Here is a 22465-nt window from a genome sequence, read left to right on the forward strand (position 1 = left end):
CCGTTTTTTATTCTACAAATGTTGAATTTTGTCTTAAATTTAGGTATGTTGTTTTCATGAAAACAGCCCTTTATCATGTTCTATTATTTAATATGGATGTAGCCGTATAATTAAGATCTTTACTAACTGGTTTAAAAGTCCTCAACAAGCAATGAAAATATTTACAGCAGAACAAATAAAGAAATGGGATGAATTTACCATTATGAATGAACCGGTTTCCTCTATTCAGTTAATGGAAAGAGCTTCATTGGCGATTGCCAACTGGATCTCGGAGAACTGTAAAAATCACAAAAAGCTGGTGATTTTTTGTGGTAACGGTAACAATGGCGGCGATGGATTGGCCACTGCAAGGATATTATATCAAAAAGGTTTTGACATAGATGTTTTTGTACAAAACCCTAAGGGAAAGTTTTCGGAGAATGCTTCAGTCAATCTTAGAAGGCTGAGGGATATTTCGGGAATCAGTGTGAAACAGTTTAAAGATATTAATTCCTATTATTTTGATGATAAAACGATTATTGTTGATGCACTGTTCGGTACCGGATTATCCAGGCCTCTGGAAGGTGAGTATCAAAAAATAGTTGATCAGCTGAACGTAAAAAAAAATAATAAAATATCAATAGATCTTCCTTCTGGTCTTTTATCTGATGCAATAAGTGAAACTGATGCTTCCATTGTAAAAGCAGATTATACTTTAAGCTTTCAGTCCTGGAAAAGAAGTTTTCTTCATCCCGAGGCTGGTGAGTATACAGGAAAAGTGATCATTCTTGATATCGATCTACACAAAGAATATGCGCAGATAACGAAAACGGGATATCAGGTGGTTGATGATCCTCTTATTGAATCTGTTTTCCGGCCCAGAAAAGATTTTTCGCATAAGGGAAGTTACGGAAAAGCTACGATCATTGCCGGAAGCTATGGAAAAATGGGAGCTGCGGTACTGGCTACAAAATCAGCTTTGAAAACAGGAGCAGGGCTCACTTTTACCCTTGCTCCCCAATGCGGATATGATATCCTGCAGACATCCTGCCCTGAAGCCATGTTTATCAAAGGCGGAGAAGATACGATTGAATATTTTGAAGTTGATAAAGATACATTTTGTGGAATAGGGCCGGGTTTAGGCAACCATCCTGATACTAAAAAGGATTTCTGAAGTTTTTAAAAAACTATCAATTCCCTTTGGTTTTGGATGCCGATGCTCTGAATATGATTTCCCGGGATCCGAAAAACCTTACATTAATCCCGGAAAAATCTATTATTACCCCGCATCCGAAAGAGTTTGAAAGACTTTTTGGAAAAACAGACAATTCTTTTGCACGGTTAGAATTAGCCAGAGAAAAATCAAAAGAGCTGCAAATTTATATGGTTTTAAAAGACCATCATACCCAGATTATTACTCCTCAGGGAGATGTGTTCTATAATGTAACAGGAAATGCAGGATTGGCCAAAGGCGGTAGCGGAGATGTTCTTACCGGCATTCTGACAGCTCTTCGTGCGCAAGGATATTCTGAAGAACACACTTGTATTCTCGGTGTATGGCTGCACGGGAAAGCTGCTGACTTTGCAGCAGAAAAATATTCAAAAGAATCTATGCTTCCTACCGATGTAATTAATGAGTTGGGGAATGTTTTTGCCTTGCTGAATAAAGAAGTGACGAAAAATTTATAAGTATTGAGCAAAAAATAAGTAAAAAAGGCAAATTTGCTGGTATGCAAATTTGCCTTTTCTATGGTTGAATTAATATTTTATCTTATTCAGGTTTTTCGTTTTCCGCCTGAGTGATCTTAAATTTTTTGGAAACAATCATAATGATAACTCCGGCTATCATGAACGGGATAGAAAGAACTTGTCCCGTATTCAGGCTTCCGATCTGGATGAATTCATCTCCCTGAGGTTCTTTCAGGAATTCTACAAAGAATCTGATTGCCCAGAGAATAATAAAGAAGAGCCCGAATAACCAGCCTTGCTGATATTTTTTATCTGTTTTTCTATACAAAACCCATAATAAAATGAATAAGGCAACATAGCCTACCGCTTCAAATAACTGGCTTGGGTAACGTGGTACGGTAACCCCGTATTCACTGCTTTGCTGAGGGAAAAGTAATGCAAACGGAGAATTAGGATCTGCAGGCTTACCTACAATTTCAGAATTGAAAAAGTTACCCATTCTTACAAATGCGCCACCCAGGGCAACCACGATACCTAATCTGTCATATACCCAGAATGGATTTTTCTTAATGATTTTGAACGAATAATAGAGCGTCGTGAAAATAAGCGCAATCGTTGCTCCATGACTTGCTAAACCTGAAAATCCAGTGAATTTCAGTCCGTTTTTCGTACTGATGGGTAAAAATACACTCCAGAAGTCTTCTTTAAACAATTCCGGCTGATAAAAAATAACGTGGCCTAATCTTGCTCCAAGGATAGTTCCTATCAGGGTCCATGTAAAAAGCGGCTCAAGGTATTTCTGGTTGACATTATCTATTTTAAAAATTTTGGTCATTAAAAGATATCCGAAACCAAAAGCGAATACAAACATCAGGCTGTAAAAGTGAAGGGTAACAGGTCCGAGCTGAATACCTTTAGACGGATCCCATATTTTGAAAGGTGTTTCAAGTTCTACTTTGTCAGAAGCTGAAATTGGTTTTGCCGATTTTACAGCGTATTTGAATGTGGTAATATTATCTTTGGTAATATCGGTATCAATCATTTTAAAATTCTTATCAAAAAACTGATACTTAGAATCTCTGAATCTTGCTAAAGTAGAGGCTCCGTAATTGTAATAAGCAGGCTCAAAATTTGATTCATTGAGGATAACAAGGATATTATTGTTGATCGCTCTGTCAGGAAAAGCACTGAGATCGCCCAGTTCTGTAGTAGAATAGATCTTTACAGGAACATTATTTCCGTTGACTTTTAATGAGCCATCCGATAGCCCCTCAGAATATTGCTGAGCAAAAAAGAACTGAGTGACCAATGCAAATATGACAAGATAAATTCTGAAAAAAATAGTACTCATTTTCTATTAATTTAATAGTTTGTTTTTAATGTTTATGTTTAGGGGGAACAGGATCGTAGCCGCTTCCTCCCCATGGGTGACAACTTAAAATTCTTCTGAACCCCATCCAGAATCCTTTGAATATGCCATGAACCTGAAGTGCTTCGATCATATAATGGGAGCAGGTAGGCTGATAACGGCAATTTCTGGGAAGTAAGGGCGAGATAAACCATTGGTAAAATTTTATCAGAATTACCAGCGGGAATGTAATGATTTTATTGAATGTAAGTTTCAAAACAATGCAAAAATAGGGTAAAAAAATGAAAATTAGTTTAATTTTGTTAGAAGTTTCAGCGATCAGAAAGCTGAAGTATTTATCTCAAAAAAATAGCATTACCTTGAATCATAATATTCCATTAGCTGAAAAATTAAGACCCAAAACCCTGGATGATGTACTGGGGCAGGAGCATCTTACCGGAGAGAAAGGAACGATCAGGAAAATGATCGAAAATAACACCCTTAATTCCCTGATTCTTTGGGGGCCGCCGGGAACAGGAAAAACCACGCTGGCAGAAATTATTTCTGAAAAATCAGGCAGAAAGTTTTATAAGCTTTCGGCTGTTTCTTCAGGAGTAAAAGATGTGAGGGATGTGATTGATGATGCCAAGAAACAAAATCTGTTTTCGGGAAAATCACCAATTCTATTTATCGATGAAATCCACCGTTTTAATAAATCCCAGCAGGATTCTCTGCTGCATGCCGTTGAGAAAGGCTGGATTGTCCTGATAGGAGCTACCACGGAAAACCCGAGTTTTGAGGTGGTTTCCGCATTATTGTCCCGAAGTCAGGTGTATATTTTAAAGGCGCTGAGCTATGATAAGCTGGAAGAACTTATTGATATTGCTTCGGAAAGGTACAATAAAGATGAAGGAACTGATTTTAAAATTATAGAAAAAGAAGCTTTTATTCAGTATTCCGGAGGGGACGGAAGGAAACTGATTAATGCTGTAGAACTGGTTTTGAATCAATATAAGAACTCGGATATCCGGGAAATTACCAGTGCGAATGTTCTTGAAGTGCTTCAGGAGACGATGGCACTGTATGATAAAAATGGAGAACAGCATTATGATATTATTTCAGCTTTTATCAAGTCTATGAGGGGTGGAGATCCTAATGGGGCGGTTTATTGGCTGGCGAGAATGATTGCCGGAGGCGAGGATATAAAGTTTATTGCGCGAAGAATGCTTATTCTGGCTGCTGAAGATATCGGACTGGCCAATCCCAATGCTTTAGTCATGGCCAACAATTGTTTTCAGGCTGTCAATGTGATCGGGAATCCCGAGTCCAGAATTATATTAAGTGAAACGGCTGTCTATCTTGCGGTTTCCCCTAAAAGCAATTCAACATACATGGCCATTAATGAGGCATTGGCTTTGGTAAAACAAACAGGAAACCTTCCTGTACCGCTTCATTTAAGAAATGCCCCTACCAAATTGATGAAAGATCTGGATTATGGCAAAGAGTATAAATATGCTCATTCCTATGAAGGGAATTTTGTAGAACAGGACTTTTTACCTGAAGAAATTAAAAATGCCAAACTCTATCAGCCCGGAAAAAACTCTACGGAAAAGAAGATTTATGAGGAACTTAAGAAAAAATGGGGAAATAAATATTAAAAGAAAAAAGGATACTGTGTTTCAGTGTCCTTTTTTATATGATTGAGATCTTATTTATTTCAGGGTTATGAATAACGTTTTCTTTCCGTTGTAATCTTTTACTTCCCCATTGTCGATGATTTGGGGATATACCATTGTACTGGTGTCGCTAAATTCATGTTCACCCATAAATACGGGAGTATCTGTTGCAACCCCATATTGTGTATTGATTTCAGCAAGGGACATTCTGTCCATTACATTTTCTCCGTTTTTGAATTTATATTCGGTAACTCCTTTCGTAAAAATAGAACTGTATTTTTTCAGATCTGCCGGAAGATTGGCTGCCGTGTAAGTTTTTGAAACCTGCAGCACAGATTTTTTTGAATTGAACAGATTTACTGTCCCAATAGCGTTATCAGCAACTGCAAATTTCTGTTGAGCAAATAATGTTGCAGATGACAGTATTAAAAAAGAATAGAGTAATTTTTTCATAATCAGAATATATAGCTGTTAAAAACGAGATAAATATAGTTATTTTTTGTAAAATTTGAATTAAATATTACAATGTTTTAAATTTTGTTTATAAATAACGGCTTTTAGCTTCATTGTACGTCAGTTTCTTCTTCATTTTTATTCTTTTGTTCAACCATATTTCTGATTAAATTTTTAAAACGCTGAAAAGTAAATGAACTCACCAACAATATAATACCTAATACAATGAATGCACTGATTCTCGAAATATTATCCATCTGCCACACATCATAGGTGTAAAGTTTTAAAACCATAAGGGCTATTAAAGCAAACCCGATTTTATTATATTCCTTACTGTTCTTTTTTAACCCTGTGTAGATGAGTACACTGGCAAGAATCGTCCATATAATAGGTAAATATAAAATATTGAAATGCTTTTGTACTTCGAAATACTGTGTCAGATTTTGGGAGGTATTGAGAACATAGGCATGATGGAGCTCGCAGCTTACAGCCGTAATGAATGCTAGAGATAAAACCCAGTAAGATATTTTGTTTTTGTGAAAATCTGAATCTGGAATCACGGTAAAGCATAGATATATAAATGGTATCCATTGCAGGAGATGAAGTAAATAGAACCTTGAATCGAGTTCTTTTGATAAAACAGCTTTCACTACAGATGAAGTAGAAGCTGATATGGTAATGATTAATAATACCATGAACAGGTAAATTAATGCATTCTGAAAAGTAACATTAATATTGAGCTTTCTTCTGAAAACCAATAATATAAAAATATAGTAAAGACTGAATAACAAAGCTACATTGACAACAGCAGCCCAGGGCATGCTATGAATATGGTAAATGATTTCCAGCAATAAGGCGGTATAGATCATTCCGTAACTAACAACGCTGATAAGATCTTCAAAAAAAGTATTGTTTTCTGACGGAGTTTCTTTGCGGGTGTTTTTTAACAGATATAAATTGGTAATTGCTGAAACAACAGTAACCAGACTTGTTAAAAATACCGGATTTACTATAATGCTGAGATGTCTGCTATAAAAATATTCACTCCATGTGATGACCTGGGCGATAATAACCAGTGGAAAAAGAATATAAAAACAGGTTTTAAAAATTGTATGTCCGGTTCTCTTCCAGATAAAAAGAAGTAGAGTAGCTTCAATGGCCCAGACACTGGTAATAAGATGGGTTTTAAACTGAAGAGCAATAGCAATGGTAATAAGACTGACGCTGATACCTGCAAATACTGAAAAAGGAATTCCAAAATATTTTTTCCCGTATTCTCTGAACAAAAGAATGGTATTAATGATGGCAAAAACAAGTGGGAAAATAATAACCGGCTCGTATTTTAATTCGTTAAAAGTATAGACCAGTCCTGTAATACTTGTAAAATTAATTAAAGCAAGCATTAAAATATCCCAGGCTGACAGTATATTTTTCCTTATGTAATCGTGCAGCGCAAAAATGTAGAAAATAACATAACTGATCATATAAAAAACAATGCTTAGGAGTTCCGGTTTTTCTGAAGTCCAGTAAAGGAGATAAAGGGTGGTAAAGACATAAGCTGTCCATCCTACACTTTTCCAGTTTTTCAGAAAGGCGGTGGTGAGCATTCCTACATTAAGGAGACTTAGATAGATAAACAGGAAAAGATAGTTACTTTCTCCTGTACTGATCATTAAAGGAGCAGAAAAACCTCCTATTAATGAGAAAATAATCAATACCTCACTTTTATAATAATAGGAGAGAAGGATAGAGATGACTGTGATAAGGATAGTAATGGCAAAAGCTATATTCTGGGAAAAAAGATGGTATTCGCGGAATGCTATTGTAATGGTAAAGTACAGCACGGCAATCCCGCCCCCTGTAATGATAGAGGCAAAAGTGGTATAACTTTTTCTGAGAAAATGTCCCGTAAGAATAATGGCTGCGGCGGTACAAAAACCTATTCCTGCTCTTGCGGTTTCCCCGATCCAGTTTTTATCAATCGCGTATTTTACAAAATATCCTATCCCAAGTACAAGCGTGAAGATACCGATAATAGTAAGTGCATTCTGTTTTAGAAAGTCAAATACCGGGCTAAGCCAATCTTTTTGAGTTGGGAGAGGATCAGCTTCCCGGATTTTATGCTGCTGTGCTTCTTTTTGATAAGCGGATTGTGTTGGTAGTGGCATTTCTGCCTGAAGGGCTTCTTGCTTTGGTATTTCTGTCTGTACTAAAGGTTTTGTAATCTTGGCATTGAGGTCTGAGATCTCTTTTTCAAGTTTTCGGATCTTGTTATTCAGATTATTGAAGATGATAATAATCACCACGATTACTATGACAGCAAGAAGTTCATTCATTGTATAGTTTTTATCAAATATAAAGAAATTTGAAATGGGGGAAAAATTAACCCATCACAGAGACAGTGATGGGTTAACGATATAGATAACTAACAATATGTTTTAGTTGGATATTTTATAAATATAGAAAGATGAGGTACTGGATCCAAGTAGTCCTACATCCAATGCCGTAGACCCTGTCAATCCGAATGAGATTTTATCTCCTGCCTGAAATGAATATACAGAGCTAAGAGAGCTGTCCGAGATGGTTAAACTTAAAAGTACAAGGTTGGCTCCGCTGAACGGACGGCTATCGATTATAGTAGCGACACCGGCTCTGGTTCTTACAATTCCCACTCCGGGATTGTTTGCTAATAATGATGCCTGAAGCCCAGTTCCATAACGGAAAGAGAAACCTATCGCATATACTCCTGTTGAAGGAATTGTGTACGTATTGTCTGTGTCACTGAATAATGAAGCTGATCCGATTGTTCTTTCTGCGGCTAAGAAATTAACAGCTCTAAATCCGGAAGGAAAAAGACCAAGGCTTAAAAGACTGATCCCCGTATTTTTTTGGCTGCAAAAACTGAGGTGTTGGTGTTAGAAGCTGCTATTACAATTTGCGGATCCATGATGAAAACCTCATCATTCCCAAGATTGCTTGCCAGGAGTTGAAAACCGGGTAATGCTGTAGCTTGTGGAGTATCACGCACAATTAATGTTCCGTTGACATCAAGTGTTGCCGCTGGAGTTGAAGTGTTAATCCCAACTTGTGAAAACACAGGGAAACTTGCGAATGCTAAAAGTAGACTGTAGATTTTAGTTTTCATGATCAGATTTTTTTAATTAGTTTCTTAGGTATAAAGATAATAAAAAAATATATTTAATATTATTATATTTTCAATTTTAACATTAATATGGTGTTGATAACTTAAACATATGTTTATATTTTACCCTAAGATGTTTCATAATGTGATTACTGTTTATTTTTTTTTAATTTTAAATAATGGGTTAAAGGTATAAAAAAAACATATATCCTATAGTATTGAATTAATTTTTTTAAAAAAAATATCCATCACTTGTTAGGTGATGGATTTACAAAAAGATTATCGCTGATTGATGATCCTGTTTAGAGGTAAAAATATCAGCTCTCCAGAAGGAATTCTTTGTAATTGCCTAAAAAATCCACTTCAGCATGAATAGACTCAAGTTCTTTTAAAGCATTACCATGCAGTACTTCCTCCCATGAGCCTACTACATTGATAAAGAAGAAATAATTACCCAGACCGGTCTTCAATGTTCTGGATTCAATTTTGCTCAGGTTCATTTTCCTCCAGGCAAAAACTGATAAAACCTGATGCAAGCCTCCCGGATGATCCTCCGGCATGGTAATCAACATCCCTGATTTTTCACCTAATATCTCCAGTTTATTATTGTCATAAGTGCCTGGTTCTTTTGAGATAATGATAAACCGGGTGTGGTTTTGTTCAAAATCCTGAATATTACGGTTGATAATTTTCAACCCATATAAATTGGCCGCAAATTGATTGGCTACTGCTGCTATTTGAAGATCCGGATTTTCAGAAACGTATTTTGCTGCAGCGGCGGTAGAAGAGAAATCCTGTTTGGGAACCCCTTTGTAGTGGGTATCCAGAAAATGGAAGCTCTGTGCCAGCGCTTGCGGATGAGAATATATTCTCTCCATATCTTCAATAGCGTTTTCCGGATGGATCATCAGGTGGTGGGCGATAGGCATTACTGCTTCTGCCTGAATTTTAATAGACGGTGTCTTATACAGATAATCAAGGGTCATGGAAACAGTGCCTTCTATAGAGTTTTCTAAAGGAACTACTGCTTTTATTGCTTCTCCATTTTCCACAGCATTGAAACAATCCAGAATACTGGCCTGTGGCATAAGCTCATTATCCGGGAAGAGCTGTGCTGCGGCAAGTTGGGTAAAACTGGCGTGAGGCCCCAAAAATGCAATCTTCATAAATAAATATATAGGGTATTGTTATAATTAAAAAGCAAAGGTGCGAATTAAAGTTTAAAGTTCAACGAAGAAAAGCCGGGCTTTCAGGGCTTTTCTTCCTTCCGGATCCATATTTAATAATAAACGGTAAACAGTGGGATCGTATAATCAATTATAGGCGGTAATTTTCCTAGTTTTTGATGTCCTCTGTCTCTTGCCAGTTATCTTCAATAAACTTCATCAGAAAATCAGGACATTTAATGATCTTATTGGTGTTGGCATCAAGGAAGAATAAAGTGGTGGAAGCCTCTGTGATTTTAATATGCTCTTCATTGTAGATCTCATACTCAAATTCAATTTTTACCCCCGGAATTTTTTTGATATACGTATGAATTTCTAATTTCTGATCGTACAAGGCAGGGCGTAAATATTTAATTTTATAGTCTGAAACAGGCAGCCAAATTCCTTGGTTTTCAATTTCATTGTATGAAATTCCTATGCTTCTGAAGAGCTCAACTCTTCCTACTTCGAAGTATTCGGCATAGTTACCATAGTATACATATTTCATAGGATCTGTTTCCCCGTAACGTACTCGTATTGAGTGTGTTGTGTGTATCATTTTATGTGTTAAATTATACATACAAATATATTTTTAAATAATCAATACCTGCAATATTTTTTTTGAAAAGAAAAAAATTGGACCTTTGTCTTCCTTCTAAAAACAGTACAAACAAAGAATAATCGGGGCATAAAAATGGATGACAATTTAATGATGATATGGCAGAAGTGCCTTCAGTTTATGCGTGATAACCTCAACGCAGCTGAAGATAATTCTGATCTAAAAAAACTTGAGAAATCTTTCGATATGTTATTTGATAAGGTTCAGCCGCTTTCATTAGTAGCCAATAACCTTACATTGATCGTGCCGAGTGATTTTTACAAGGAATATATCGAGGACAATTACCTGTCCTTACTTTCTGCTGCCCTGAAAAAAATGTTGGAAAAGGAGTTAAATTATGGTATTCCGTAATGGAAAACAGACCAAAAGGTGAAGAAAAACCGGTTACCATGAATATGAAGGGACAAAGTGTTCCTACTCCTAAAACACAGGAAACAATGCCTCAGGGCTTTTCCGCTAATATTGTAAATCCTTTTGTTGTACCTGGAATAAGAAAAGTAAACATCGATTCTAATCTTAAACCTGATTATTCATTCGATAGTTATGTAGAAGGAGAAAGCAATAAATTTGCAGCTACAGTAGCAAGATCTATTGCCAAAAGACCTGGTGCCACTGCATTCAACCCTTTATTTCTGTACGGAGGTTATGGAGTAGGAAAAACTCATTTAGGCCAGGCAGTTGGTCTTGAAGTAAAAAACCAGTTCCCGGATAAAGTGGTTCTTTATCTGTCTTCAGAAAAATTTATTCAGCAGTTTATTTCAGCTGCAAAAGCTCATAAGCAAACAGAATTTGCCAATTTCTACCAAATGGTGGATGTACTGATCATCGATGATATTCAGTTCTTATCAGGAAAATCTGCAACACAGGACAGTTTCTTCCATATTTTTGATCACCTGCATCAAAACGGAAAACAGATTATCCTTACCTCGGATAAAGCTCCTGCTGATATTATGGATATTCAGGACAGGATTGTATCCCGATTCAAATGGGGACTTTCCGCAGAAATAAAATCTCCTGATTTATCGACAAGAAGACAGATTATTGAAGACAAATTAAGCAGAGACGGAATTGTTCTTCCTGGAGATATGTTGGATTTCCTTGCGGCAGAAGCAAAAACTAATGTAAGAGAACTTATAGGGGTAATCAACTCCGTGATTGCATATTCTACAGTATATAAGAGAGACCTGAGTCTTGAGTTATTAAAAGAAACCATCAACAGAATTGCAGCCAACCAGAAAAAGGTCATCAATATTCCTTATATTCAGGAAGTGGTATGCGACTATTTTGGAATCAAAAAGAACAGCTTTTATCAAAGACAAGAAAAAGGGAGATAGCTTTACCAAGACAACTTGCAATGTACTTCTCTAAAGAATTTACCAATTCCACATTTACTAAAATTGGTGAAGAAATGGGAGGGAAGGATCACTCAACAGTAATGTATGCTTGTGATACCATCAAAGATGTATCAAAAATTGATAAAGAAATCAAGAAATACGTTAAAGATCTTACAGAAAGAATCAAACAATAGATTCTGGATCAAAAAATAAATTAAAATGGAGAATACTGGTATTCTTCATTTTTTATTTAGTTTTGTCTATAGAATATAAATTTTGCAATCATACAATCATGAGAATTTTGATGGTCTGTTTAGGAAATATATGCCGAAGTCCTTTGGCAGAAGGCATTATGAAAACCAAATTGCCTGAAGGTTTTGAGGTGGACTCTGCCGGAACTATTTCCATGCATGAGGGAGAACATCCTGACAAGAGGGCCATTAAAACTGCCGCCAATCATGATATTGATATTTCCAGACAAAGATCAAGACCCATTATCCGGAAAGATTTTGAAACTTTTGATAAAATCTACTGTATGGATATTGACGTCCTTGAAGATGTGATTTCTAAAACTAAAAATGAGGAAGAAAGACAAAAGGTTTCCTTATTTTTGGAAGCACTCGGTGACCATAAAAACGCTGAAGTTCCTGATCCGTATTGGGGTGATATGAGAAATTTTGAAGAGGTTTTCCAACTTTTGGATAAGGGGTGTAATGCCATCAGAAACCAAATTATAACCTCATAATCATGAAAACACTTCTGTTTTTCTTAGTATGCTTTAGTTTCTCCTTTGCGCAAACAAAAGATGAAAAAGAGATCCGTAAAGTAATGGATGACTTTATGGAATGTATTAAAACCAAAGATGAAACAAGGTATATGTCTTTATTTCAGGAGCCTGTACTCTGGACCGGAATTTATAAAGACAGAACGCAGGCTAAGCGTCTGGAAAAAAATCCTAAGGCAGAACATTACTTTGCCGATGATTATAAAGCCTTTATCAAAGGTTTTAAAGATAACAAGTCTGAAGAAAAATTTGACAATATTACAATTATTGAAGATGGGGCTATAGCTTCTGCCAATTTCGATTACAGTTTTTGGTATAACAGTACAATGGAAAACTGGGGAAAAGAAATCTGGACGTTGATGAAAATCAACGGAGTCTGGAAGATTACCTCCGTCACTTTTTCCATGGATCTGGAGAAGTACTTTCCGCAACCCTCTTTAAACGAAAGAACAAAAAAATAAAACAATGCTTTTTTTACTCCCTGCTTATTTATCAGAAAACACTTCTATCACTCATTTTGCTCCTGTAATACAAGAGTATATCATGCAAACCGATTACTTCTTTGTGGAAAATGAAAAAACAGCCAGAAAGGTCGTTAAGTTCTTTGCTCCGGAAAAAAAACAGGCGGATTTGAAGCTGTTCTTACTGGATAAATATACTGAAAACAACGATATCAAAGAGGCTCAGGAGCTGATGCTGAAAGGGCAGGACTTCGGACTATTATCAGAAGCAGGATTACCTTGTATCGCAGATCCGGGCAATCTGATGGTAAAATGGTGTCACGAGAAAAACATCCGGGTAATTCCTATTTCAGGGCCTTCCTCTATAATCCTGGCTTTGATTTCCAGTGGCTTCAACGGTCAGGAATTTACCTTCCATGGATATCTTCCGATTGATAAAGGAGAAAAAAAGAAGCAGATTCTTCATTTGGAAAGCTTAGTTCAGAAAACAGGATACTCACAGATTTTTATGGAAACTCCTTACCGGAATAATGCGCTTTTTGATGATCTTTGTAAGTTTTTATCACCCAATACAAAGCTCTGTATCGCTGCGAATATTAATGATCCGGAACATGAATTTATCAAAACAAAAACGATCAAAGAATGGCAGAAACAAAAGCCTGAACTACATAAAATCCCTGCTGTTTTTGTGCTTGGAAAATAAACTAAACTCCCGTAGATCTGATACCTTCAGAGTACGGGAGTTTTTTTATTCCTAAACAGGAGTTTTTAACTCAATCTTATAATATTTCCATATTTGGTGATAAATGTTCAGCAATTTTACGTATTTTTATCTGACAGAATATTAAAATAGTTAAGCATAAAATATTATGAATTATAGATTTTATTATTTATTTAAGATATTAACTTATTTATTTTAATCTATTTAATTTTAATTGAATAATTTATAATTTTAATTGTTTTAGTGAATCTGGATGAGAATATTTTGCATCAATGAGTAAGGATTGCATGGTTGCAACATTCATTTTGTATACAGTTGATCCCATATGAGAAACACCAAATATTTAAATATGATTACACGTAAAATTTTTTTTCCGGTATTGCTGTTTTTGGCAATGCTGCTCCCTTCTTTAAGTCATGTCTCTGCACATGGATATAATGAGTCCTGCCTCCAGAGGATATCAGGGAAGTCTCGATAGGGCCACATTAGGCTATTCTACTGCCTTTGGAATATACGGCTCGGTCATTAATGAGCCTGGTTTTCTTGAAGCTCCGAAAGGCTTTCCCGCAATGGGGCCGGCAGACGGAAAGATAGCGTCTGCTAACGGAAGTATAGGAGGAGATACTACGCTTGATATTCAGACTGCTGACCGTTGGAAGAAAACCAATATTACCACCGGGGTGAATTCCTTTATCTGGAAGTATCTGGCTTATCATGCGACCACAAAATGGCATTATTATATGACAAAACAAGGTTGGGATCCCAATAAACCCCTTAGCCGGCAGGATCTTGAGCTTATTGGTACGGTAGGGCATAATGGTACGCCACCACAGGATAATGTTTCTCACCAGATTACAATTCCTTCCAACCGTACAGGGTACCATGTTATCTTGGCAGTTTGGGATGTAGCAGATACGACCAATGCATTTTATAATGTCATTGATGTTAATGTAACATCAGGAACGGGAGTTTCTACTCCGCCGGCTACCCCTGCAGGATTAACGCAGGTGGGAGTAACCAGTTCTTCAGCTAAAATAAGCTGGACTCCACAGTCAGATGCAGTAGCCTATACTGTTTTTCGAAACGGACAAAACATTCAGCAGGTCAATACAGCTTTATTTGAGGATGCCGGTCTAACGGTTAATACGGTGTATACCTACGAAATACAGGCGAAAGGTCCTTCCGGCCTGACTTCAGGAAAAAGTGCACCACTCAGCGTAAAAACAAATAGTGAAAGCAGTCCTGAAAAGCCTACACAGCCTTCCAATCTTCATTCAATGGGGGTTACTGAAAATTCTGCTTCACTGATGTGGACTGCATCAATCCACTCGCAGGGCATTAAAAACTATGATGTCTTTGAAAATGGTGTCAAAGTTGGTGAAACAGGACAGACCAGCTTTTTACGGACGGGTCTGGTGCAGGATACAGAATATCGTTATACAGTAAGATCTGTTGCCATGAATGGTCAGGTCTCCGAGATGAGCAATGAATTAAAAATCAGAACTAAAAAGACAATACCGGGTAATGGTCAAACCTATTGTAGTGCAGAACAGTATAATATAGCCAATGCATATCCTACAGCCGGGGTAAAAGTCTTCTATGCCTGTAAAATCTGGAAAAACAAATGGTATGCAAATCCGGGAGAACAGCCGGGAACCAATATGGTATGGGAGGAAGTGAGTGCATGTACCGAAGGTCCCGGTTGTGCATCAAGCGGTCCGGCTACTTATTGTGGTGCTCAGGATTATAATCCTCTGAAAACTTATCCGACAGCGGGAGCTAAGGTTTTCCATGCCTGTAAAATCTGGGAAAACAAATGGTACGTTAATCCGGGAGAAGTTCCGGGAAGCAATCCGGTATGGAAAGTTGTAAGTGACTGCTCTGAAGGTAAACCTTGTAAAATATCAGATCTTATCTATAAAGAAAATGATCTTTCAGTGATTGTATCCGATTATGTGATCAGTTTTGCACCTGAAAGTTACTATTCTAAAATAAACCGGGTAGATATCATTACTCCTCAGGGACTGCAGGTCATGACTTTTATGAATCCTGAAAAGAATAATATGAATGTCGGCCACCTTCCATCCGGAATCTATTTTGTGAAAATCCTTTACAAGGATCGTAAAAGTATCACGAAAACCATCAGGAAGTAATAAAGGGTATAAAAAATAAAAAAACCGTCTCTGTAGACTTTTTTTTTGTTACCGGGTTGAATGTGACATGAATTTAAAATTTTCCCTTTATCAAGTTATCTTCAGTTATTTACTTTTAAAAATTTAACAGCACTTAACAAGACTATTGCATTATTCTTGTTTACAACATTTTACTGAAACATGATAAATTGTTGATAATGCAGTAAAAGTCCGGGCATCGAAGATGCCCGGACTTTTTATATGATAATATCTGAAGCTTACAGAATTTTACTTTCTCTTTGTCTTTCTGTTTTTCCATTTTTTCCACAGAAAAACCACAATCGGGATCAGTAAAAAGAATGGCCACAAGGAAATAATTCCCAGCATAAAACCCACAAAACTATTCCAGCCTTCGGTTACAGAATCTACAAAACGGCTTCCAAAGCCTATTGTAGAGGTGGCTGAACTTCTTACTTTTTCTTTGTAAAGGTTTACTTTCAGGGTGCTGTAATATACCCGGTCATCGATAAATCGTAATCTGCCTTCAGCTCCATCAATTTCATCTTCCAGCCCACGGATCTTTTCCTGAATTTCCAGCATATCCTTTGTCGTGGCAGCACTTTTCAACAGATCACGATACTTTTCAAGATAGAGTTTTTTATTAGCTAATTTGATAGAAATATCGGTGTATTCTTCAGTAACATCGTCAGAAGAAATACTTTTTGAGAGAACAGAACCTATTCCATCAGCAAATGAATTGATGATTGCATCAAAGTTTTTATGCGGTACACGTATGGTGAGGTTGAGATTTTCATCAAGGTCTGAGTTCTGAAATTCTTCCTTTTGAATATAAGCATTGTTCTTTTTTACAATTTCATTTACCTGAGCCTGAGCTTTCTTAATCTCACCAACCTGAATCCTCATATTTCCGTTTTTAATGATTTTTCTGGATAGGGTATCTGTTGTTTTAACCTCAGGAGAAGAGCCTGTAGTCTTAGCATCCGGAAGAAGTTTTTCGGAAATAGATGAAGGAAGCGGCGGAGCTTCTTCAGTTACCATTTCTGCAAGGTCAGCATTAGCGGATCGTGTTTCAATACCGGATTTACTACAATTGATAAAGGCTAAAAAAAGTAAAGGCAAAAATAATGTTCTCATGAAATGTTAGTTTTTTCATGATGAGGTATCAAAAATCATGCTTAGAAGCATAAAAAGTCTGAAAACTTAAAAAACTAATATTTTACACCGGTTTTTTTAAGGATGTAAGTTAAAAGCCAGATAGGGCCTACCAGAACGAACTGTACATCTTTCACTAAGGTTGGCTTTTTGCCTTCTATTTTGTGGCCGATAAGCTGGAAGATCCAGGTCACCACAAAAACAGCAAGATAAAGAATCCACGATTGCTTTCCCATAGTAATATTAACCTGATAAATAAAATGTTCCATAAGGACCATTATGGCGATCATAACAACTCCGATTAACAAAGAAAGTCTAACATAAAATAGGGTAATAAGAACCATACTGATCAGACTCACCATGCTGATGCATCCAAAATAGGAATTGCAGAAATGCGGTGCGGGAATAAGCGATACAAAGCCTAAAATAGTCCAGAAGATCAGAGGAACACAGATCCAGTGAATACATTTGTTAATTGCATTTCTATGGCTCTTACTATATTCTGCAAATAATAAATCAACCTTTCTCATACTCGTAGGAATTTGATAAATGCTAAAATAATAAAATTTTGCAATCAGTGATAAGAATGCTTATTTTTGTGACATGTCTGCCTTAGAAAAGTTCGGAGTTGAAATCTTTACACAGCGTAATATTTTTGAAAGAATTGCGGTGGATAAGCCATTCAGGCCGGATAATCCATCTTTTATTTTCATTAAATCAGGGACAATAAAACTCAGACAACATTTCAGCGACCTTGAAGTTTCTGCCAATATGTTTATGGTAACCGATCCCCAGACGATCTACGAAGTAGTGTCTGTAAGTGATGATTTTCAATCCCGGATGGTTTCTTATAAAAGAGAATTTATATCGGCATTATCTTTAAAATTTAACAGACTAATCACCTACCGCTATTTCAGGCAACAAATGAATAAAGGGGTTCCTTTTCCCGAAGATGAAATGGAAGTGGTCTGGAAAAGTGTCAACTTCCTCAAATATATCCTGGATTCGGAAACTGAAATGCTCTATAAAAAAGAAATGGTAGAACACCTTTTTTCCGTCTTCTGCTACCAGATGGCCGGCATTATTTCAAAAGAAGATAACAATTCTATGAATCAGATGTCGCGTCAGGAAGAAATTGTTTTTGTTTTTCTTACCAATGTTGCAGAACATCATCTTAAGGAGAGAACAGTGGAGTTTTATGCCGAACGGCAGTCTATTACAACCAGACATCTTTCAAGTGTGGTGAAATCCATTACAGGAAAGTCGGCGAGTCAGATTATTGCTTTAATCGTGATCAATGAAGCGAAGGTGCTTTTAAACTCGTCAACTAAACCGGTATCGGAGATTTCATCTATCCTCGGATTTAGTGATCAATACTCGTTTTCTCACTTCTTTAAAAAACATCTTAACGTGAGTCCCTCACAGTACAGAAATCAGTTCGAAAACTAAAATCTTACATTTGAACATCTTTTTCCAAAAATCAAACATTTGATTGATTTTGTTATTGACCTAACTTTGCATCTGTAAAACAAGGTAAAATGACACAGAAAATAAAAACAGCACTATCTGTATTGATAGCAGCTTTTCCTGCGCTGTTTTTTTCACAACAGATTAAACAGATGACCGCAGCTGAGATTGCCGAACTGGCAGTTCAGAATCATCAGCAGCTGAAAGTTTCAGCTCAGAACATAGATATTGCGCACCAGAATATTAACGTTGCAAAACTTCAAAAACTTCCTACCATTACGGCCTCTACAAGTCAGTTTTATTTAGGGGACGCAGTAGCCATCGATAAAGATTTTTCAAATTCTACAAAGATTCCGATGCCTCACTATGGAAGCTCTTATGCTGTGCAGGCAACACAGCTGATTTTTAAAGGAGGATTGGTTAACAAATCTATCGAAATGGCAGGACTTCGCGAGCAACTTTCCGAACTGGATCTGGAGAAAAATAAACAGGATGTAAAATTCCTTGTGATTTCAAATTATCTGGATGTCTATAAAGTAATAAACCAGCAGGAAGTTTTTCAGAATAATAAAAAACTTGCTCAGGAACGTCTTAAGAATATTCAGAAATTTTATCAGCAAGGAATGGTAACCAGAAATGAAGTGATTCGTGGTGAACTGGCTATTAAAAATCTGGACCAGGGAATTCTGACGCTGACAAATAATAAAAAAATCCTTAATTATAATTTAAGCCTTGCTCTGGGACTTCCCTCTGATACAGAAATCGTTCCTACTGAAAATTTAGAAAACAAAGAATCCGGAATCGGAATGGATTATTACATGAATATGGCTCATGATAGCAATCCCGCATTAAAATCTGCAAGAAAAAACATCGATATTGCTGATAAGAATATTGAAATTATCAAAACAGATAATATGCCTACAGTAGCAGGTTTTGGAGGATATACCTTACAAAGACCTATTACGACAAGAAATCCTGTTCTGGATATGTATTCAGGAGGATGGCAGACCGGTGTGTCTTTGAGTTACAATATCGATACGCTCTTTAAGACCAAAGAAAAGGTTAAGCTCGGTGAGTTACAAAAGAATCAGGCAAGTGATGCCGTAACACTGGTACAGCAAAATGTAGATATGGCAGTGAATGCAGCCTATACAAAATATCAGGAATCTATTCAGCAGGCAGATATTCTCAATGATTCCAAAAGACTGGCAGAAGAAAACTACAAAATTACGGAAGCCAAATACTTGAACCAGCTGGCTGTGCAGGCAGAAATGATTGATGCGCAAAACCAGAAATTGCAGGCAGAGCTGGATTATGCCAATGCGGAAATCAATGTTTTGTACCAATATTATAATCTTTTGAAATCTACCGGAACTCTTTAATTTTTTAAAACTGAAAATCAACACAATGGAAAACAAGGAACAAACTACTCAAAATACAACTCCAACTCCGGCAAGACCAAGTGGAGACGGCAAAAAAAAGCAAAACAAAAAAAATAAGATCAGAGCGATCATTTCAAATGTTATCGTTTTTCTGGTGATCGGTTTCGGTCTGTTCTGGTTAATAAGGGAATATTTCCACATCGGGAATAAGACCTATACAGAAGCAGCACAGGTGGAAGAATTTATCAACCCGATCAATACCAGAGTTTCCGCTTATATTAAAGATATCAGGTTTATTGAGCACCAGAAGGTTAAAAAAGGTGATACTCTGGTAATCCTTGATAACCGTGAAATTCTTACCCAGTTAGGGCAGGCGGAAGCGGCGTACCAAAATGCAATGGCCCAGAAAACAGCGACAAGCTCTTCCGTCAATACGGTTTCCAACAATATCAATGTCATGGAATCTAATATTGCCGGAGCAAAAGCCAGACTATGGAATGCAGAACAAAACTTAAACCGGTATAAAAATTTATTGGCTGCGGAAGCTGTGACCAGACAACAATATGATCAGGTGAAAACCGAATATGATGCTCAGAAAGCCGCTTATGAAACGTTGGTAAATCAAAAGCAATCTGCCAGCCTTTCTACGACTGAGGTAAAAAGTAAACTGGGAATCAATGATGCAGAGATTAAAAGGACAAAATCTGCTTTAGACATGGCAAGAATCAATTTGTCGTACACCGTGATTACTGCGCCTTATGACGGAGTAATGGGCAGAAGAACCATTTCGGAAGGGCAGTTGATTCAACCGGGCCAACAGGTAGCTACCATCGTTCTTAACGGACAAAAGTGGGTGACAGCTAACTTTTTAGAAAGCCAGATGCCTAATATCAAAGTGGGGAGAAAATTACCATGACCGCCGATGCCTTAGGCGGACAAAAGTTTGAAGGAGTTGTCACAGCAATTTCTGCAGCTACAGGATCAAGATATTCCAGTGTACCGACAGATAACTCTACCGGAAACTTTATTAAAGTTCAGCAGAGGATTCCGGTAAGAATTGAATTTACAGGTTCCAATAAAAAGGAGAACCTTGATAAATTAAGTGCCGGGATGAATATGAACGTGAATATTAATTAAGACTAAAAGATATCAGAGGTCAGATTTCAGACTTGATATGATGAATAAAGATTAAAGGCTGAATTGGTAAAGTCTGTTATCTGATATCTGTAATCTAGTATCTAGAATATGTACAACAAAGGATTATATAACGACTGGGTACCAAAACCCGTACAGCTTTTGCTGATTGTGTTGCTGCTTGCAGTAGTAATGCCAATCGGTGGAGTCTACACAGGGAATATCAGTCATCTGGTGAGTGGTACAGGAGCGTTAACAGAATATTTTATGTGGGCCAATTATGCAACCACCATTGGGATGGGAGCGTGTATGCCTGTGGTTCTCAGAATCAAGATGAGATTTAAAGTCCGCGACAAAATGGTACTGTTGCTGGTGTCATTAGGGTTGTTAAGTTACATCAATGCCACCACTTTACAACCTATGATTTTCGTATCTACTTCTTTATTGATTGGGTTTATGAAAATGATGGTAACCATAGAATTGTTTTTACCGCTGATGGTTATGATCGGAAACCGTGGAATGTTTTATGGATTGTTCTATACATTCGTTTTAGTGATGAACCAGGTGGCAGCGTATTATGCGGCAGACTTTTCCCTTCTCTACAACTGGCAGCAGTTCTATATTTTTACGGCCGTTTTATGTTTTATGTTAGCATTGATCCATTGGATTTTTATGCATAATAAGTATTTTGCCCTGAAAGTTCCGTTACATTATATCGATTGGTTAAGCATTCTACTTTTCATTTCCACCTTTATGTTTTCGGCGTATGTATATGCATTCGGACGACAACAGGATTGGTTGAATTCGCAGAAGATCATCAATGCAAGTATTGCGGCTTTTGTGAGTTTTGCATTGCTTTCGATTCGTCAGCTGACCTTGAAAAGACCCTATCTTTCGTTCAAAATTTTCTCTAAAAATAATGTACAGCACGGCTTATTTATGCTGTTTTGGCTGGGAATGTTCTTAGGAACGGCTTCCATTCAGAATACTTTTGCAGTAGGGGTGCTGGGGTATGATCAGGTGACCAATGCAAGATTAAGTTTACTGATGATCCCCGGAATTATTTTAGCGGGAGGTATTGCGGTGTTTTGGTTTTAAAAAGAGAAACCGCTGAAAATGTATATTTTTTCAGGTTTTTCAGCAATGGTAGGTTATGCCATCATCATGTACTTTTCAATGGTGCTGGAATTCAATTACGAAAACTGGTACCTGCCTATGTTTCTGAAAGGATATGGTATGTGTTCCTTATTTATTTCAGTCTGGTTTTATACGTTGGATAAATTGGAAATGGATGAAATGCTTGCTGCGATAGGACTGGTATTAGTCTGGAGAACCTTCCTGGCCGTAGGGATTTTCTCAACACTGTATTCATGGTTTCAGTACAGATTCCAGGTGAATGCAATAGGTGATCTGGCGGTTTATATGGACGGAATGACTGTGACTCCACAGAATGTTGCTGCCAATATGAAGGCTATTCAGCTTAATGCCATTATTATAGCAACTAAAAAGATATTCGGATACATTATTTTAGCCGGATTCGGGGTGCTGTTTTATGTGATCACTCACCATTTTGGGGCAAAACGTTTTCAGTATTTCAGATTTGTACGGGTTCTGGGTGGTAAATCCGTGATTGCCAGAAGAAGACTTCGGGAACGGAAAAAATTATTAGAAGAAATAAAAGACGCAGCAGGGCCTGCGATGTAAAGATACCTTGTTTTTTACTAGTAAAATCCTGGTCCTGTTTGGGGCTGGGATTTTACGCTTTT

The 22465-nt window shown here is 37.0% G+C and carries 15 protein-coding genes and 5 pseudogenes; 11 read left to right on the forward strand and 9 right to left on the reverse strand.

All coding sequences use genetic code 11. The features are described from left to right. Positions 1-151 precede the first annotated feature (151 nt). Positions 152-1668: pseudogene (locus H3Z85_15365) on the forward strand (NAD(P)H-hydrate dehydratase). Between the two features lie 82 nt (positions 1669-1750). Here H3Z85_15365 and lgt read toward each other — a convergent pair. After that, positions 1751-2710: a prolipoprotein diacylglyceryl transferase gene (lgt, locus tag H3Z85_15370; GenBank protein QPQ53913.1), complete on the reverse strand. Its 960-nt coding sequence runs from the start codon at positions 2708-2710 to the stop codon at positions 1751-1753. Between the two features lie 334 nt (positions 2711-3044). Then, the gene (gene yidD, locus H3Z85_15375) at positions 3045-3293 is read right to left on the reverse strand and encodes a membrane protein insertion efficiency factor YidD (protein ID QPQ50779.1); all 249 of its coding nucleotides are present in this window, start codon (positions 3291-3293) and stop codon (positions 3045-3047) included. A 103-nt stretch (positions 3294-3396) separates the two neighbouring features. Here yidD and H3Z85_15380 point away from each other — a divergent pair, with 103 nt between their 5' ends. After that, positions 3397-4674 (forward strand): replication-associated recombination protein A, encoded by a 1278-nt coding sequence (locus H3Z85_15380; GenBank protein QPQ53914.1) that lies wholly within the window; start codon positions 3397-3399, stop codon positions 4672-4674. A 54-nt stretch (positions 4675-4728) separates the two neighbouring features. Here H3Z85_15380 and H3Z85_15385 read toward each other — a convergent pair whose 3' ends face one another. The 5 genes and pseudogenes from H3Z85_15385 to H3Z85_15405 all read right to left on the reverse strand — a co-directional run bounded on the left by H3Z85_15385 (position 4729) and on the right by H3Z85_15405 (position 10051). Beyond that, positions 4729-5145: a hypothetical protein gene (locus tag H3Z85_15385; protein ID QPQ50780.1), complete on the reverse strand. Its 417-nt coding sequence runs from the start codon at positions 5143-5145 to the stop codon at positions 4729-4731. Positions 5146-5255: 110 nt separating this feature from the next. After that, entirely contained in the window at positions 5256-7481 is a 2226-nt protein-coding gene (locus H3Z85_15390) for a DUF2339 domain-containing protein (protein ID QPQ50781.1), read from the reverse strand. A gap of 102 nt (positions 7482-7583) precedes the next feature. After that, a pseudogene (locus tag H3Z85_15395) lies at positions 7584-8290 on the reverse strand (hypothetical protein). 314 nt (positions 8291-8604) lie between these two features. Further along, entirely contained in the window at positions 8605-9453 is an 849-nt protein-coding gene (gene pheA, locus H3Z85_15400) for a prephenate dehydratase (protein QPQ50782.1), read from the reverse strand. A 169-nt stretch (positions 9454-9622) separates the two neighbouring features. Then, entirely contained in the window at positions 9623-10051 is a 429-nt protein-coding gene (locus tag H3Z85_15405; GenBank protein QPQ53915.1) for an acyl-CoA thioesterase, read from the reverse strand. A gap of 135 nt (positions 10052-10186) precedes the next feature. Here H3Z85_15405 and dnaA point away from each other — a divergent pair. The 5 genes and pseudogenes from dnaA to H3Z85_15430 all read left to right on the forward strand — a co-directional run bounded on the left by dnaA (position 10187) and on the right by H3Z85_15430 (position 15564). Further along, a pseudogene (dnaA, locus tag H3Z85_15410) lies at positions 10187-11639 on the forward strand (chromosomal replication initiator protein DnaA). Between the two features lie 98 nt (positions 11640-11737). Beyond that, entirely contained in the window at positions 11738-12190 is a 453-nt protein-coding gene (locus H3Z85_15415; GenBank protein ID QPQ50783.1) for a low molecular weight phosphotyrosine protein phosphatase, read from the forward strand. Then, positions 12190-12690 carry a nuclear transport factor 2 family protein gene (locus H3Z85_15420; GenBank protein ID QPQ53916.1) on the forward strand — a complete coding sequence of 167 codons (501 nt, stop codon included), beginning with the start codon at positions 12190-12192 and terminating at the stop codon, positions 12688-12690. The genes H3Z85_15415 and H3Z85_15420 overlap by 1 nt, the downstream gene beginning before the upstream one ends. A 4-nt stretch (positions 12691-12694) precedes the next feature. After that, positions 12695-13393 carry an SAM-dependent methyltransferase gene (locus tag H3Z85_15425; GenBank protein QPQ50784.1) on the forward strand — a complete coding sequence of 233 codons (699 nt, stop codon included), beginning with the start codon at positions 12695-12697 and terminating at the stop codon, positions 13391-13393. Positions 13394-13848: 455 nt separating this feature from the next. After that, on the forward strand, positions 13849-15564 hold the full coding sequence (locus H3Z85_15430; protein QPQ50785.1) for a lytic polysaccharide monooxygenase: 1716 nt from the start codon (positions 13849-13851) through the stop codon (positions 15562-15564). A 267-nt stretch (positions 15565-15831) separates the two neighbouring features. On the opposite strand, the gene H3Z85_15435 is transcribed toward H3Z85_15430, so the two are convergent. Beyond that, positions 15832-16698: a DUF4349 domain-containing protein gene (locus tag H3Z85_15435; GenBank protein ID QPQ50786.1), complete on the reverse strand. Its 867-nt coding sequence runs from the start codon at positions 16696-16698 to the stop codon at positions 15832-15834. Positions 16699-16772: 74 nt separating this feature from the next. Further along, positions 16773-17246 (reverse strand): DUF962 domain-containing protein, encoded by a 474-nt coding sequence (locus H3Z85_15440; GenBank protein ID QPQ50787.1) that lies wholly within the window; start codon positions 17244-17246, stop codon positions 16773-16775. A 73-nt stretch (positions 17247-17319) separates the two neighbouring features. Between H3Z85_15440 and H3Z85_15445 the strand changes: the two genes are divergently transcribed. The 4 genes and pseudogenes from H3Z85_15445 to H3Z85_15460 all read left to right on the forward strand — a co-directional run bounded on the left by H3Z85_15445 (position 17320) and on the right by H3Z85_15460 (position 22403). Further along, positions 17320-18165 (forward strand): helix-turn-helix transcriptional regulator, encoded by an 846-nt coding sequence (locus tag H3Z85_15445; GenBank protein ID QPQ50788.1) that lies wholly within the window; start codon positions 17320-17322, stop codon positions 18163-18165. A gap of 89 nt (positions 18166-18254) precedes the next feature. Next, positions 18255-19565 (forward strand): TolC family protein, encoded by a 1311-nt coding sequence (locus H3Z85_15450; GenBank protein QPQ50789.1) that lies wholly within the window; start codon positions 18255-18257, stop codon positions 19563-19565. A 25-nt stretch (positions 19566-19590) separates the two neighbouring features. Further along, positions 19591-20702: pseudogene (locus H3Z85_15455) on the forward strand (HlyD family secretion protein). A 108-nt stretch (positions 20703-20810) separates the two neighbouring features. Beyond that, positions 20811-22403 (forward strand): annotated as a pseudogene (locus H3Z85_15460) (MFS transporter). Positions 22404-22465 lie beyond the last annotated feature (62 nt).

The sequence above is a fragment of the Chryseobacterium indologenes genome (assembly GCA_016025055.1).
GTDB lineage: Bacteria > Bacteroidota > Bacteroidia > Flavobacteriales > Weeksellaceae > Chryseobacterium > Chryseobacterium indologenes.